Genomic DNA, 14,510 nt, shown 5'->3' with positions numbered 1-14,510 from the left:
TGGCAGGCTCCACCCGTATGAACACTCAGCCCAATGTGTTCACCCCCGCCAAGCTCGGCCCGGTGACGCTGCGCAATCGAATAATCAAGGCGGCGACGTTCGAGGCAGCGACCCCGAACGCGCTCGTCACCGACGACCTGATCACCTATCACCGCCTGCCAGCGGCGGGCGGGGTCGCGATGACGACGGTCGCCTACCTGGCGGTGTCACCGGGTGGCCGCACCGAAGGCAAGCAGATCTGGTGGCGGCCAGAGGCGATCGCCGGCCTTGGCGAACTCACCGCGGCCATCCACGCCGAGGGCGCCGCGATCAGCGCCCAGATCGGCCATGCCGGTCCGGTCGCGAACGCCAGGTCGAACAAGGCGAAGGCCTATGCACCGGTGCGGTTCTTCAACCCCCTGTCGATGCGGTTCGCCAAAAAGGCGACCAAGGACGACATCAACGACGTCATCGACGCCCATGCGAACGCCGCGCGGTTCGCGATCCAGGCAGGATTCGACGCCGTCGAGATCCATCTGGGCCACAACTACTTCGCCAGTGCGTTCCTCAGTCCCCTGATCAACCGCCGCGACGACGAGTTCGGCGGGTCGCTGGAGAACCGCGCCAAGGTGGCGCGCGGCATGGTGCAGGCCGTGCGCCGCGCGGTCGAAGCGGAGGGCACGCCGATCGCGGTGACGGCCAAGCTGAACATGACCGACGGTGTGCGCGGCGGCATCTCGACCGAGGAGTCGTTGCAGACGGCGAAGTGGCTCGAGGAGGACGGCGGGCTGGACGCCATCGAACTCACGGCGGGCAGTTCACTGGTCAACCCGATGTACCTGTTCCGGGGCGACGCACCGGTCAAGGAGTTCGCCGGAGCCTTCAAGCCACCGCTGAGGTGGGGCATCCGGATGACCGGCAAGAAGTTCTTCCGCGAGTATCCCTATCGGGAGGCGTACCTGCTGCGCGACGCCAAGTTGTTCAGGGCTGAGCTCAAGATGCCGTTGATCCTGTTGGGCGGCATCACGAATCGCGAAACAATGGACTTGGCGATGGCGGAGGGATTCGACTTCGTCGCGATGGGCCGCGCGCTGCTGGCCGAGCCCGACTTGATCAACCGGATCCAGGCCGACGCGAGCGTGCGGTCGGTGTGCAACCACAACAACCAGTGCATGGCGGCGATCTACAGCCGGACTCATTGCGTGTTGACGCAGTCGCCGCTTCAGTCCTCGTCAGTCAGCCGCGGCTCGACGTAGGCCACCATCGGGTCGGCGCGCACCAACTCGCCGTTCTCCGCCACCGCGAGTTCCTTGGCTGAGAACGTGTAGGTCACCGCGTCGTTCTCGGCGGTGAACACGCCGTTGGCCGTCTCGACTGCGGTCACCGAGAGCAACGCGTCGTCATTCAACCGCACACCGCGGTACTCGTAGCGGCCCGTTTCCCGGCAGATCGCGATCAGCGCGTATTCGGTTCGGCCGAATGCCACCGCGGCCGCGGAAGTGTCGCAGCGGGCGGCGGTGTCGACGAAACCGCGGTCGTCGATGGACCCGGGCTGCGCGCCTGCCGGCGCGGCCAGCAATGTCGCTGCGGCCACGGCAGTGGCGATCATGAGCGGCGCTTTGCACACCATGACCCATGGTGACCACGAACTGGCACCGGGCACCGCGCGACGCGCCGGGGACGCCGTCAATTCCTCAGCAATGCCCTCGCACAGTCGGTGACGATGGCGTCCGCGCTCGCCGGGATGGACCGTCGCGCAAGCAGGTGGCGACGCACGACGGCATAGGGAATGTCGGTGACGGCGGCGCTGACGCGGTCGGTGTCGGCGGGCACCGCCGCGAGCAGGCGTCGCAGTCTGCGGCCGCGCTGTCGGTGGCGCGCGACCAATGGATCCGGCCATCGGGCCGAATCCAGCGCGTCGGGTCCTGCCAGCAGCACCTGCGCCTCGTCGGGATGGTCGCGGCACCACTGCACGATGAACAGAGCGGCGTCGACGCACTGGGCGTGCGGATCGTCCGACCTCGTCAGCGCGGCGGTGAAGCCGTCCTGGAACCGCTCCTCGGTACGCGCCCACAATTCGCCGCACAGGGCGGCACGGGTCGGAAACCGGTGATACAGCGAGCCGCTGGGCGCACCGGTTGCCCTCGCGACCGCGGACATGGTCACCGCACCGGGCCCGTCGCCGGCCAGCAGTTTCGCGGCCGCGTCCAGAAGCTGGTCGACGGAGTATCGGGCGGGCCGCGGCATTGCCACACCCTATAATAGAGATTAGTCTCTAATATGTGCACACGCCCGAAGACGTCGCAAAGCGGTTCTACGAGTGCCTGGCGGGCACCAACGGCCAAGCCCTATTCGATTTGCTCACAGACGATTTCGTCGGCACGGTCAGCGCCGGAATGCCGCACGGCGTGGGCGGCGAGCACCGCGGCCGCACCGCGATGCTGTCGGACGTGTGGGGCCCGATCGCATCGATCTACGACATGCACGTCGATCCCGAGGAGTTCCTCGTTGTCGACGACACGCGTGTCGTCGTCCTCGGCCGGTACTGGGGCCCGGCGCGGGACGGCAACAGGTGCGTCGACGCCGCGTTCGCGCACGTCATCACCACCCGCGAGGACCGCATTGCGGCACTGCAGCAGATCACCGACACGGCCAGGTGGGAGCTGCCCTCCCCGCGCGCATCCTGACACCGCATCCCGACGCACCCACGTTGAGCCTTCCCGCGGGCGCTCTACCGATAGAGTGATCGCCGATGAGCCGACCAGCCCCACCTGCGCTGACCGTTCGGTACGACGGATCGACCCGATCTTTTGCGGCGGGCAACGATGTCGTCGTCGGCCGCGACCTCCGCGCTGATATCCGTATTGCCCATCCGCTGATCTCCCGTGCACACCTGGTGTTGCGGTTCGACCAGGGTCGCTGGGTCGCGATCGACAACGGCAGCCTCAACGGCATGTTCGTCGGCGGCAGACGGGTCCCGGTCGCGGACCTCCATGACGGGCAAACCATCAACATCGGCAACCCCGACGGCCCGCAGCTGACGTTCGAGGTCGGCCGCCACCAGGGTGCTGCCGGGCGCACGCCGACCACGGCGGTGCCGGTGCCGCACCAACGGCCGCCGTCGGCGCCGTGGCCTACGCAGGGACCGCCGGCGTCGCGCCCGCAGCTCCACCCGCCGGGCTCGGCGCCCTCGCAGCCGATGTATCCCTCGGGACCGGCGCCGCGATATCCCTCCGGCCCGCAGGACACCCGCACCGGCTACCCGCCCAGCGCCGCGCAACCGGCGCGGGCCACTGTCGCGCCGCCGCCCATCTCGGCACCGGAGTTGGAATCGGTGACGGCGATGGGCCCGACCGCGGCGCCGCGCTCCAGCGAGGGCAACCTCGCGACGAGCATGCTCAAGATCCTGCGGCCGGGCCGGCCCTCGGATGCCCCCGCGGGTTCGGTGAAGATCGGCCGCGCCACCGACAACGACATCGTTATCCCCGACGTGCTGGCGTCGCGGCACCACGCCACGTTGATTCCCGGCCCGGGCGGCACGCAGATCCGCGACGAGCGCAGCATCAACGGCACTTTCGTCAACGGGTCGCGGGTCGACTCGGCACTGCTGACGGACGGCGACGTCGTCACCATCGGCAACATCGACCTCGCGTTCTCGGGCGGCACGCTGGTCCGCCGCACCGACACCGCCGCCGCCACCCGTACCGGCGGCCTCGAGGTGCACGGGGTCACGTGGACGATCGAGGGCAACAAGACGCTGCTGGACAACATCTCGATCGCGGCGCGGCCCGGCACCCTGACGGCCGTGATCGGTCCCTCGGGTGCGGGCAAGTCGACCTTCGCGCGGTTGGTGGCCGGCTACACCCACCCGACCACGGGCACCGTCGCGTTCGAGGGGCACAACGTCCACGCCGAGTACGCCTCGCTGCGCTCCCGAATCGGGATGGTGCCCCAGGACGACGTGGTGCACGGCCAGTTGACCGTCAGGCAGGCGCTGATGTTCGCGGCCGAACTGCGGCTGCCACCCGACACCAGCAAGGCCGACCGCGAGCAGGTTGTCATGCAGGTGCTCGAGGAACTCGAGATGACCAACCACCTCGAGACCCGCGTGGACAAGCTCTCCGGCGGTCAGCGCAAGCGCGCCTCGGTGGCGCTCGAACTGCTCACGGGCCCCTCGCTTCTCATCCTCGACGAGCCCACCTCGGGCCTGGATCCCGCCCTTGACCGGCAGGTCATGACCATGCTGCGCCAGCTGGCCGACGCCGGCCGTGTGGTGCTCGTCGTGACGCACTCGCTGACCTACCTCGATGTCTGCGATCAGGTGCTGCTGCTGGCGCCCGGCGGCAAGACGGCTTTCTACGGACCGCCGGACCAAATCGGCTCGTCGATGGGCACGACGAACTGGGCCGACATCTTCAGCACGGTCGCGGGCGATCCGGACGCCGCAGCCCAGCGATACCTCGCGCAACACGGTCCGCCACCGCCGCCACCGCCGACCGAGAAACCCTCCGACCTCGGCGAACCGACGAAAACCAGTCTGCGAAAACAGTTCTCGACGATTTCTCGCCGCCAGATGCGGCTGATCATCTCGGACCGCGGCTACTTCATCTTCCTGGCGTTCCTGCCGTTCATCATGGGCGCACTGTCGCTGTCGGTGCCCGGAAACGTCGGATTCGGTGTCCCCGTCCCGGCGATTCAGGGCGGTGAAGCGCCCAACGAGCCGGGACAGATTCTGGTGTTGCTCAATGTGGGGGCCATTTTCATGGGCACCGCGTTGACGATCCGTGCGCTCATCGGGGAGCGGGCGATCTTCCTGCGCGAGCAGGCGGTCGGATTGTCGACAACCGCGTACATCCTCGCGAAGGTGTTCGTCTTCGCCGGGTTCGCGTTACTGCAATCCGGTGTCGTCGTGGCCATCAACATCTACGGAAAGGGCTGGGGGTCCGGGGCCGTCACCAGCGGCGCGGTGATACCCAGCCGATCGTTGGAGCTGTACGTCGACGTCGCGGCGTGCTGCGTCGGCGCGGCAATGGTCGGGTTGGCCCTCTCCGCGCTGGCCAAGTCGAACGAGCAGATCATGCCGCTGCTGGTGATCGCGATCATGTCGCAGCTCGTGTTCCAGGGCGGCATGATCCCGGTGACCGGTCGCATCGTCCTCGACCAGATGTCATGGTTCACCCCGGCCCGATGGGGGTTCGCCTCGACGGCGTCGACGATCGATCTGATCAGGCTCGTGCCGGGCCCGCTGACGCCCCAGGACTCGCACTGGAAACACACCGCAGGCACGTGGTGGTTCAACATGGCCATGCAAGGGGCTATCTGCATCGGCTATCTGAGCCTGGTGCGCTGGCGGATACGGCTGAAGGCCAGCTGACATCCGACCCGGGGACTGCGCAACTTGTTGGCGTTGCGCGACGTCCGATCAATGCACCGGAAGCGTTGTCCCGGTTTCCTTTTCGGCAAACTCCCACAGCTGCCTGGCCAATGCGTAGTCGGACGCCACCGCGGAACGGCCGCTGAGCGTCGGACCGCCCTTCAAACCGAGTCTGCTGTCGATGCCCACGTAACTGCCCGGCGGGATCGGCTCGGTCATGCAGTACAGCGTGGGTGCGGCACCGGCGTCGGTGTCGTTCGCCAGCGCACCGGCGACCGCCTGCGCGGCTTTGTGGAAGGCGCTCATCAAGCGCGTGTCGGCGACGTTCGTCAGATTTGAAGCAACCCAGCCGGGATGGGTGAGATACGAGCTGACGGGTGAATCCGCCTCGCGCAACCGGCGATCGAGCTCCAGCCCCCACAGCATGGTCGCGAGCTTGCTGCGCGCGTAGGCGGGGAACGACGACCAGCGGTGCGAGCGCAGATGCGGGTCATCGATGGCCAGCGTGCCCATCTTGTGGGCGTCGGATCCGACGATGATGATCCGCGACCGCACGCGTTCGAAGAGGAGGTTGGTGAGCGCGAACGGACCGAGGAAGTTGGTGGCCAGCGTCATCTCGAACCCGTCGGCGGTGTCTTGGCGCTTCTGCGCGACAACGCCGGCGTTGTTGATCAGAACGTCGATGTCGCCCTCGAGCAGATCGGGGAACGCGCGCACCGACGACAGGTCGGCGAGGTCGAGCTTCACGATCGAGGTGTCGCCGCCGATCTCGGTGGCCCGTTGCGCGCCCAGCTCGGGGTTGCGAACGGCCAGCACCACGTGCGCGCCGGCCCTGGCGAGTGCGCCTGCCGTCGCCAGGCCCACGCCGTTGGTGGCGCCGGTGACGACGATGCGGGTGCCGCTCAGATTGCCGAGTCGGGTCGGCGACCACTGTGGTGTCACGGATTTGAGACTACGGCGTGCTCGCGTAGCCGGCCCGCCTCAGTTCGCGAGCGTCGCCAACTCCGTGCGCGCGAAGCGCTCGACGAACAACGGCACGAAGTCGCGTACGGGGCGGCCGTCGAAGCGGGCGTACTTGTCTTCGACCACCGCGGCGATGGTGTCGGATGGCACCGACGGATACATCGCGGTCAGCCTCTCGGCCACCTGCGCGACGATTTGCTGTTCACTGTGCTGCTGGCTCGGCGATCCCACATCGTTAGTGTGCGTAACGGTTCATGTCCTGACAAGTCCGACCCACCGCTGACCTGCGCTGATGACACGAGTGTGAGCAACGACGCACCCGCGTGGTCGATGTGGCGTTGACGAACTCGGTCAGTCAGGATGGACGTCCGGGTGGACCTGGCGCAATTGCGCGCTGTCCCAATACCCGCGTTGGTGCACGATCAGGCCGTCGCGGACGCAGAAAAAGCCGCAGCCCCGGAAGCCGCCGGGATCGGTCCACTCCAGCGCGGCCCAATCGCCGTCGACGACCAGGTTGATCGGCGTACACGTCAGCGGTCCAGCGGCGAACGTCTCGCGGTGGAACTCTTCGATGCCGGCACGGCCGACGACGGGTTCAAGCGGAATCTGATGATTGATCGCGTCGTCGGCGTACAGCGCCGAAACACCCGCGGCATCACCGGCATTGAACAACTCCTCCCACGACGAACGGCGTGCGAACGGTGAAGGGCTCCAACCGCATCGCCGGCGGTTATTCCCCGTGGATGTCGAGGCCGTGCGCGGCGGCGTAAGCCAACGCCTGGTCGATGTCGATCTTCGCGCCTCGAAGGCTGGCGGTGGTCCACAGCGTGGGATCGGTTCGTGCACCGCGCATATCGGCGTCGTCGAGTCTGGCCTTCTGCAGTCGCGCACCACGCAGATCGGCGTGTCGCAGCACGGCTTTGCGCAGGTCGGCCTCGACGAGGCTGGCTTCGCGCAGGCGGCAGCCGGTCAGGTCGACGCCCCGCAGATCGCAGCCGCCCAGCGCGGCGAGCGTCAAGTCGACTTCGACGAGCGTCAGCGGCCGCAGCCTGGTGTTGGTGAACACGGAACCGAGCATGCTGCACTGGCGAAACGTACTGTGGTGCAACGTGGCCCGTTCGAAGTTGCAATTCCGGAAGGCGGAGCCGACGTGCTCGGACTCGGTGAGGTTCACGCCGCGGAAGTCACACTCGTCGAACACCGCGCGTTCTGTGCGGAGCCGGCTCAGATCGTCGTCGCGGAAGTCATGGCCGACGAATTCGCGCTCTGTCCAGACGGTTTCGTCGACGTCCATCGAGTCAGCCGGGCAGCGACGTCAAGCTGTTGAGTGCGTACTCGGTGACCGCGATCAGCGCCGCCCTGCTCGAGTGTCGATCCCTGGCGTCGACGGTGACGACCGGTGTGCGGTCGGGCAGGGCCAGGGCCTTGCGCACTGCTTGCACGGGATGTTTCGGCGCTCCGTCGAACTCGTTGACCGCGACGATGAAGGGCAGGTTGCGCGCTTCGAAGAAGTCCACGGCGGCGAAGCTGTCCTGCAGTCGCCGGATGTCGACGAGGATGATCGCGCCGATCGCGCCGCGCACGAGGTCATCCCACATGAACCAGAATCGGCGCTGGCCGGGCGTGCCGAACAGATACAGCACGAGGTCCTGGGCCAGGGTGATGCGCCCGAAGTCCATCGCCACGGTTGTTGTGCTCTTCCCCGGAGTGGCCTCCAGGCCGTCGACGCCGGCCGAGGCGTTGGTCACCAACGCCTCGGTCCGCAGCGGCATGATCTCCGAGACGGCGCCGACGAACGTCGTCTTCCCGGCGCCGAAGCCACCGGAGATGACGATTTTTGTCGAGGCGGGCCTCGCATCCTGCACCGAGGCGGTTCGCCTCTCAAAGTGCCCTGAGGCCACGCAGCGTCCTTCCTATCAGTTCACGTCGTTCGTCGGTCGTCGCCGACTCGTCGAGGGTGGTCTGCACCTGCAAGTAGCCCTGCGTCACGAGATCGCCGATCAGCACCCGCGCCACTCCGAGCGGCAGTGCCAACTGTGCCGCAATCTCAGCCACCGATGGGTGATCGACACACATCGTCAGGATCCGGCCTCGCACATCGTTTCCCGGCCATCGTGACGGCTTCGATGATGCCAGCGTCCCGACGGGCGCTTCGAGGGGCAGGTCGACGCGCGAATCCGTGCGACCCGCCGTCAGCGTGTACGGCCGGACCAGACTCGGTTCGTCCGCGACATCCCGCTCCCAAGAGTCCACAGGCGGCTCACGAGTGCTGGGGTGCGCGCCGTCGTGCCGACTGAACCACGGTGCCCACCCGTTCCACCAGTATCGCCATCTCATAGCCGATCTGGCCGATGTCGCAGTTGCGCGTCGCCAGCGTCGCGAGGTTCGACCCGTCGCCGACCCGCATGAGCAACAGATAGCCGTTCTCCATCTCGACGACCGACTGCAGCACATGACCGCCGTCGAACAGTTGCGCCGCACCCGTGGCCAGGCTGGCCAGTCCAGAAGCCACTGCCGCGAGTTGATCGGCGCGCTCGCCGGGCATGTGCTCGCTGGCCGCCATCAGCAGGCCGTCGGCCGAGACCAGCACGGCGTGCGACACCCCCGAGACCTCACGCGCGAACTTGGAGACCAGCCAGTCGAGCGAATCGCGCTGCGTCGAACGTGGCGGGTAGGTCATTCGGTATCAGTTCCTCCGGTCTCTCTGACGTGCGAGCGGCCGGCATGCACACCGCCGAAATGGCTGCTCATACTGGCGCGGACCGCCTCGGGATCCCGCCGCGGAATCGACTCGCCCGCCTCGAACTCAGCCGCCGATGCTACCTCGTCGTCGGCATCGTTGCTCCGGTGCGCACCGCCGTTCTGGCGGTGCCCGCCGCCGTTGGCGACGCGTGCGGGCGGTGCCGCCGGGTCCATGGCACCCGGCACGAGCCTGGCCCCGGGCTGGCGCATCGGCAAGCCCTCGTCGGTGTGCTGGTCGACGGGCGCGTCCTGCGCCTCGGCGGCCGCAGAGAAGCCGCGGTCCCACACCGATTCCCAGTTCAGGTCCTCGCTATTGCCCAGTTCGGTCGGGTCGACGAGCCATTCCGAGAGCATCTTCTGGTAGATCGCGTCGTCGGATCCGGCCGTCGAGACCTCCTGCGCGGCGTGGCGGGCCGGTTCGGGCTCCTCGACCGGGGGCGTCGGGTGGTCCGCCTCGAACGTACTGGCCACGCCGTTGCTCGCCGCCTGTGCGCGCGCCGCGAAGAACCCGGAGGTATCGGTCGGCACCGGGCCGGTGACCGGCGACTGTTCCAGCACGTCGGGCTCGGACGTCTGAGCGGGCATGGAATCCTCGGGCCAATCCGGTTCGGCGTGCGGCGCGGCGGACGGCGCGGCGAGCGACGCGGGGATCTCGGAGATACCGCTGGCCCCGGGATCGCGTTGCGGCAGCAACGAGACGGGCAGCTCGGACTGGCCGTTCTGGTGCTCCAGGCCGATCGCCTCGTCGCCCCCCTGGTAGTAGTGGTGCTCCTCGTCGAGCGCCAGAGCGACCGCGATGCCGGCGTGCGCGTCCGCGGGGCTGCCGTAATCCGGCTCGCCGTACTGGTGCGTGCCGTCGCTGCCCAGCAACTCGGACGGCACGTACACCCCGGCCGTCGTGCCCGAATTCGGTTCGCCGGCAATGGTGCTGCGCAGCCGGACAACGAGTCCGTGCTGGGCGGCGAGCCGGCCGACCACGAACAGGCCCATGTGCCGCGCGGTGTACGGGTTGACCTCACCGCCGGACTGCAGCCGGGTGTTGGCGACCCGCATGTCCGAGTCGGCCATCCCAAGACCGATGTCGCTGACTTCGATGACGAGTCCGCCGTTGCCTGTGTGCACCGCCGAAACCCGTACCTGCGAGATCGGCGGCGAGTAGCGCAGCGCGTTGTCAAGCAGTTCGGCGAGCAGATGCACGAGGTCGCCCGCGACGGACCCGGCGATCTCGCTGTCGGGCACGGTCGCGGTGATCACCCGGGTGTAGTCCTCCACCTCGGAGGCCGCGGCGTTGATGATCGCCGACACCGGAACCGGCTCGGCCTGCTCGCGGGGCACCTTCGCCCCCGCGAGCACCAGCAGGTTGGCACCGTTACGGCGCATCCGGGCGGCGAGGTGGTCGAGGCGGAACAGGCTTTCCAGCCGCTCGGGGTCCTCCTCGTTGCGCTCGAGCCGGTCGATCAGCGACAGCTGTTGGTCGACCAGCGACCGGCTGCGCCGCGACAGCGTCTCGAACATGTCGCTGATCTGATGCTGGAGCCGAGACTGCTCGCCCGCCAAGAGCACAGCCTGCTCGTGCAGTTCGTCGACCGCGTGCGCGACCTGGCCGACCTCCTCGGAGGTGTGCACCGCGATCGGCTCGACGTGCGCCGGCTCCCCGCCGGAGCGAACACGCTCGATCTCTCGGGCGAGGTCGTCGTGGGCCACCCGCAGCGCGCTGTCGCGCAGCCGCCGCAGCGGCTGGACCAGCGAACGCGCGACGAACATGACCACCAGCAGTGCGAGCAGGAACGCAACCCCGAAGATCACCGCATCCCGGACCAGGTCGGCGCGCGCGGCGGACGCGCGATCGTCGACCGCCGACGTCACCGAGGCGGTGGTCCGGTCGATGACCTGCCGCGCGATCTGATCGGTCGCGTCGATCGAGGCCGTCAACTCCGGATTGTTCGTCAGCGGGACGGCCGGGTTGGTCATCAGCGCCATCCGCTTGACGAACTCGGCCTGTAGCTTCTGCGCATCCGGTGAGCCCACGCCGAGCGCCTGACTCAAACCGAACAGCGTGGAGGGCTCCGTGCCTGCCAGCGCGATCATCGACGATCGCAGCTCCGGCTCGGGCAGCTCGAGGCCGCGAACGATGGCCAACCTCTGCATCGTCATCTGACCGCGCACGCCGATCGCGCGGGACAATCCGAGGGTCTCGGCGCGGATTTGTTCGTCGTCGATGCGGACCGATCCGGTGACCGCGTCTTCGGCGGGCAACAACAGAAGCGCATAGGCCTGGATGGCATCGCGCAGACCGATGCTGTTCGAGGTGACCTTGTCCATCAGCCCCTGGCCGTCGTCGACCATCGCCGTGACGACGCCTCGGACGTCCGGCGCAACGTCGGTTTCGTCCAGCCGCCGGGAGAGTTCCTGTCTGCTGGTGTCGAAGTCGCTCAGTGCCGACTGCGCGTCGCCTCCGGTCGACGTCGCAACCATCGCGCCCTCGAGGCCCGACATGTAGCTCACAATGGCGGGCACAAGATCAGCGCGCTCGGCGGCGCGGCGCAAATCCGAGGCTTGCGTTGCACTGCTGTAGATCCGCAACCCGCCAAATGTCCCGGCGAGAACCAGCGGCACCAAAACGATGGCGAGGACTTTCCACCGAACGGGCCAATTGGCCAGCGCCCAGCGCGACGGCTTCTTGACCGGTGGGGCTGCTTTGGGTTCGAAATCGACGATCGTGCCGTCGGACTGCTTCAGCTGCGAGAACGCACTCATCGGCGCCCGTTCGCACGGTCGGCGGCGTGTCCGAATTCCTGTATTGGCGCGTCGTTCATAAGGCTTCCTGCTCATTTCGCCCTGATGTGGGCGGGCGTTTCACGCCTGGCAATTGACCGAGTATGCCAGTCATGCCCGAGCGATTCCACAATTCTTACTGAACAGACAGAGTTCACAACAATGGCGTCGCGTCGTTTCGTGGTATGCGAGCAAATATATTCGGGCGCTGCCGCGGAGCCCGCCGCGGGCTGAGAAGATGCCGTGGTGTTCCGGTTGCTGTTCTACTCGCCGCGCATTGCGCCCAACACCGGCAACGCGATCCGGATGGTCGCGGCGACCGGTTGCGAACTGCATCTCGTCGAGCCACTGGGGTTCGACTTGTCCGAGCCGAAGCTGCGGCGGGCCGGCCTGGACTACCACGACCTCGCGTCGGTCACCGTCCACCACGATCTGCTCGCCGCGTGGGACGCGCTTGCGCCCGAACGGGTGTTCGCGTTCACGGCGCACGCCACGACGTCATTCGCCGCCGTCGCGTACCGGCCGGGCGACGTGCTGATGTTCGGCCCCGAGCCGACGGGCCTGGATGCGGCGACGCTGGCCGACCCACACATCAGCACGCAGTTGCGTATCCCGATGCTGACCGGCCGCCGGTCACTGAACCTGTCGAACGCGGCCGCGGTCGCCGTCTACGAGGCGTGGCGTCAGCACGGGTTCAGCGGCGCGGTCTAGTCACCTTTTGATAGGTCTCACCAACTGTCGAAATGGGCCAGCTGTTCTGCGGGCAGTCGCTTGGCCGGGCGGAAGTCGGTGCCCTTGGTGTAGGCGATCGGGAAAAGTCCGCCCTGGCTGTACTTGTCGAACGGAATGCCGAGAATCTCGGCGGTCTGCTTCTCGCCCTCTCCGAGTAGGTGCAGCGTCGTCCACGCCGAGCCGAGCCCGCGGGATCGCAGGGCGAGCATGTAGCTCCACGCGGCGGGCAAAAGCGACCCCCAGTAGCCCGCGCTCGCGGCACCCGGCACGCCGTCGACCCGACCCTCCAGGCAGGGAATGAGGAGCCAGGGCGACTCGTGCATGTGCCCGGCCAGATAGGAGGCCGACGACACCACGCGCTGCCGCTGCTCGCCGCGGCTGTCGCCCTCGGCGTACTCGGGCTCGGGCATCTGGCGGTACAGCTCGAAGTTCGCGCTGTAGATGTCGGCGATCGCCTTCTTCTTGGCGGCGTCTTCCACGAAGACCCACTGCCAGCCCTGGGCGTTGGACCCCGTCGGCGCCTGCAAGGCCAAGTCCAGGCATTCCAGCAGCACCTCGCGCGACACCGGCCTGTCGAAATCGAGCCGTTTACGCACCGAGCGCGTGGTGGTCAATACTTCGTCGACGGACAAGTTCAGTGTCATCGCCCGAGACTACATTCGGCTCATGGCAGTCGAATTCACGCAAGAGGTGTCTGACCGGCTCAACAACGACCAGTACGGATGGCTGACGACCATCGCGAAATCCGGGCAACCGGTGCCCAAGCTGGTGTGGTTCTACTTCGACGGGTCGGACGTGATCGTCTACTCCGAGCCCGGTGCCGCGAAGGTGAGGCACATCAGGAATCACCCTCGGGTCAGCCTCAATCTCGATTCCGACGGCAACGGTGCGGGGGTCATCGTCGTCGGCGGCACCGCGACCATCGACGCGGAGAACGCCAACCCCCTGACCGATGATCGGTACCGGGCGAAGTACGGCCAACTGGCGGCCACCTTCGGCTTCAGCGAGGAGTTTCTTGCCGCGTACAACACGCGGGTGAGGATCAACGTCGACAAAGTGTGGACCACGCCCACCGAGGGCTGATTCCCACACGCCCGTTCCGACGCGTCGGCCTCAGAGGCCGCCAGAGAAAGCGACCGCGTAGACGGTCTGAGCATCACGAAAGCCCTTGAGCTCCACGTGACGCGGCGCTTCGAATCCGATGTCATCGAGCTCGTGGACCGATGTGCGCAATGCATCGCTGACGAGGATCTGTCCACCGTCGGCGAGTCCAGCGATCCGCGCGGTCAAGGCGACGTCGAGACCGAACAGGTCGTCTCCGCGTCGAACCGAGGTGCCGACGTGCGCACCCATCCGCACTCGGAAGCCGTCCCACCTCTGGGGGTCCTGCAGCAGCGCCCGCTGTACAGCGACGCAGCAGCGGACCGCGTCGCCGGGCTCGGCGAAGGCGATCATGAACCCGTCGCCCTGGTTCTTCACGACGTACCCGCGGTGGTCGGCGACGCGCCGCTCGATCAGCTCGTTGTGCCGTTCGAGCACCTTCACCCATCCGCGATCGCCCAACGACTCGTTGCGTGCGGTGGAGCCTTCGATGTCGGAGAAGACGAGGACGACGTTTCCGTCCGCGGTGATCCTCGCGAGATCCGGCCGTTCGACACGCGCCCAGCCGGCGAGGTCCTCGATCGAACTGCGTACCGACCCGCCGATGCCTCTACGGAGGATCGCATCAGCGGACTGCACCGTGTTCACCACTGTCTTGACCGCCATCGGTGCGACGCCCAGCGGCTTACGCCGGCGGCGAGGCTCATCGTCGCCGCGGTGTTGACGTGTGAGGGCCGCTCGCGCCGACGCCAGTTTTCGCCGCGAAACGATCAGCACGACTGCGAGCGCGATCAGACCGGCTGTCTCGAGCAGAACAGCGAAGGAGAGCGCGACGGTCACCGGA

Annotated in this window: 17 protein-coding genes; 5 read left to right on the top strand and 12 right to left on the bottom strand. The window is 67.4% G+C overall.

Annotation, left to right across the window (positions count from 1 at the left end):
- The first annotated feature begins 17 nt into the window (after positions 1-17).
- A complete protein-coding gene (locus N4S67_RS20410; RefSeq protein ID WP_260994848.1) occupies positions 18-1,235 on the top strand; it encodes an NADH:flavin oxidoreductase in 1,218 nt (405 codons plus the stop codon).
- On the opposite strand, the gene N4S67_RS20405 is transcribed toward N4S67_RS20410, so the two are convergent.
- Together N4S67_RS20405 and N4S67_RS20400 are read right to left on the bottom strand one after the other, a co-directional pair.
- On the bottom strand, positions 1,202-1,588 hold the full coding sequence (locus tag N4S67_RS20405) for a hypothetical protein (RefSeq protein ID WP_260994847.1): 387 nt from the start codon (positions 1,586-1,588) through the stop codon (positions 1,202-1,204). The two genes, N4S67_RS20410 and N4S67_RS20405, sit on opposite strands and share 34 nt — an antisense overlap.
- A 77-nt stretch (positions 1,589-1,665) precedes the next feature.
- The gene (locus N4S67_RS20400; RefSeq protein ID WP_260994846.1) at positions 1,666-2,226 is read right to left on the bottom strand and encodes a TetR/AcrR family transcriptional regulator; all 561 of its coding nucleotides are present in this window, start codon (positions 2,224-2,226) and stop codon (positions 1,666-1,668) included.
- Positions 2,227-2,261: 35 nt separating this feature from the next.
- On the opposite strand from N4S67_RS20400, the gene N4S67_RS20395 reads away from it, so the two are divergent.
- Both N4S67_RS20395 and N4S67_RS20390 read left to right on the top strand, forming a co-directional pair.
- On the top strand, positions 2,262-2,666 hold the full coding sequence (locus tag N4S67_RS20395; protein ID WP_260994845.1) for a nuclear transport factor 2 family protein: 405 nt from the start codon (positions 2,262-2,264) through the stop codon (positions 2,664-2,666).
- Positions 2,667-2,731: 65 nt separating this feature from the next.
- Positions 2,732-5,353, top strand: coding sequence for an FHA domain-containing protein (locus tag N4S67_RS20390; RefSeq protein ID WP_260994844.1), 2,622 nt, complete (start codon positions 2,732-2,734; stop codon positions 5,351-5,353).
- 48 nt (positions 5,354-5,401) lie between these two features.
- On the opposite strand, the gene N4S67_RS20385 is transcribed toward N4S67_RS20390, so the two are convergent.
- The 8 genes from N4S67_RS20385 to N4S67_RS20350 form a co-directional block, all read right to left on the bottom strand.
- On the bottom strand, positions 5,402-6,295 hold the full coding sequence (locus N4S67_RS20385) for an SDR family NAD(P)-dependent oxidoreductase (RefSeq protein WP_260994843.1): 894 nt from the start codon (positions 6,293-6,295) through the stop codon (positions 5,402-5,404).
- A gap of 39 nt (positions 6,296-6,334) precedes the next feature.
- Positions 6,335-6,547 carry a three-helix bundle dimerization domain-containing protein gene (locus tag N4S67_RS20380; RefSeq protein ID WP_260995307.1) on the bottom strand — a complete coding sequence of 71 codons (213 nt, stop codon included), beginning with the start codon at positions 6,545-6,547 and terminating at the stop codon, positions 6,335-6,337.
- A 120-nt stretch (positions 6,548-6,667) separates the two neighbouring features.
- Complete coding sequence (locus N4S67_RS20375) at positions 6,668-6,988, bottom strand: nuclear transport factor 2 family protein (protein WP_260994842.1); 321 nt, start codon at positions 6,986-6,988, stop codon at positions 6,668-6,670.
- A gap of 58 nt (positions 6,989-7,046) precedes the next feature.
- Complete coding sequence (locus tag N4S67_RS20370; RefSeq protein ID WP_260994841.1) at positions 7,047-7,610, bottom strand: pentapeptide repeat-containing protein; 564 nt, start codon at positions 7,608-7,610, stop codon at positions 7,047-7,049.
- Between the two features lie 4 nt (positions 7,611-7,614).
- Positions 7,615-8,181 (bottom strand): GTP-binding protein, encoded by a 567-nt coding sequence (locus N4S67_RS20365; protein WP_260994840.1) that lies wholly within the window; start codon positions 8,179-8,181, stop codon positions 7,615-7,617.
- Between the two features lie 16 nt (positions 8,182-8,197).
- A complete protein-coding gene (locus tag N4S67_RS20360) occupies positions 8,198-8,569 on the bottom strand; it encodes a DUF742 domain-containing protein (protein WP_260994839.1) in 372 nt (123 codons plus the stop codon).
- 7 nt (positions 8,570-8,576) lie between these two features.
- Positions 8,577-8,996, bottom strand: coding sequence for a roadblock/LC7 domain-containing protein (locus N4S67_RS20355; protein WP_260994838.1), 420 nt, complete (start codon positions 8,994-8,996; stop codon positions 8,577-8,579).
- Complete coding sequence (locus N4S67_RS20350) at positions 8,993-11,815, bottom strand: HAMP domain-containing sensor histidine kinase (protein WP_260994837.1); 2,823 nt, start codon at positions 11,813-11,815, stop codon at positions 8,993-8,995. Before N4S67_RS20350 ends, N4S67_RS20355 begins: the two co-directional genes overlap by 4 nt.
- Positions 11,816-12,079: 264 nt before the next feature.
- Here N4S67_RS20350 and N4S67_RS20345 point away from each other — a divergent pair, with 264 nt between their 5' ends.
- Positions 12,080-12,544: a tRNA (cytidine(34)-2'-O)-methyltransferase gene (locus N4S67_RS20345; RefSeq protein ID WP_260995269.1), complete on the top strand. Its 465-nt coding sequence runs from the start codon at positions 12,080-12,082 to the stop codon at positions 12,542-12,544.
- A 17-nt stretch (positions 12,545-12,561) separates the two neighbouring features.
- Here the strand turns inward: N4S67_RS20345 and N4S67_RS20340 are convergent, their stop codons facing one another.
- Positions 12,562-13,209 (bottom strand): nitroreductase family protein, encoded by a 648-nt coding sequence (locus tag N4S67_RS20340; RefSeq protein WP_260994836.1) that lies wholly within the window; start codon positions 13,207-13,209, stop codon positions 12,562-12,564.
- 22 nt (positions 13,210-13,231) lie between these two features.
- Here N4S67_RS20340 and N4S67_RS20335 point away from each other — a divergent pair, with 22 nt between their 5' ends.
- Entirely contained in the window at positions 13,232-13,648 is a 417-nt protein-coding gene (locus tag N4S67_RS20335; protein ID WP_260994835.1) for a TIGR03667 family PPOX class F420-dependent oxidoreductase, read from the top strand.
- A 30-nt stretch (positions 13,649-13,678) separates the two neighbouring features.
- On the opposite strand, the gene N4S67_RS20330 is transcribed toward N4S67_RS20335, so the two are convergent.
- On the bottom strand, positions 13,679-14,506 hold the full coding sequence (locus N4S67_RS20330) for an adenylate/guanylate cyclase domain-containing protein (protein WP_260994834.1): 828 nt from the start codon (positions 14,504-14,506) through the stop codon (positions 13,679-13,681).
- Positions 14,507-14,510 lie beyond the last annotated feature (4 nt).

Origin of the sequence: Mycobacterium deserti (assembly GCF_025345615.1) — a bacterium.
GTDB classification, from domain to species: domain Bacteria; phylum Actinomycetota; class Actinomycetes; order Mycobacteriales; family Mycobacteriaceae; genus Mycobacterium; species Mycobacterium deserti.
This window is presented reverse-complemented; position numbering and strand designations above follow the sequence as displayed.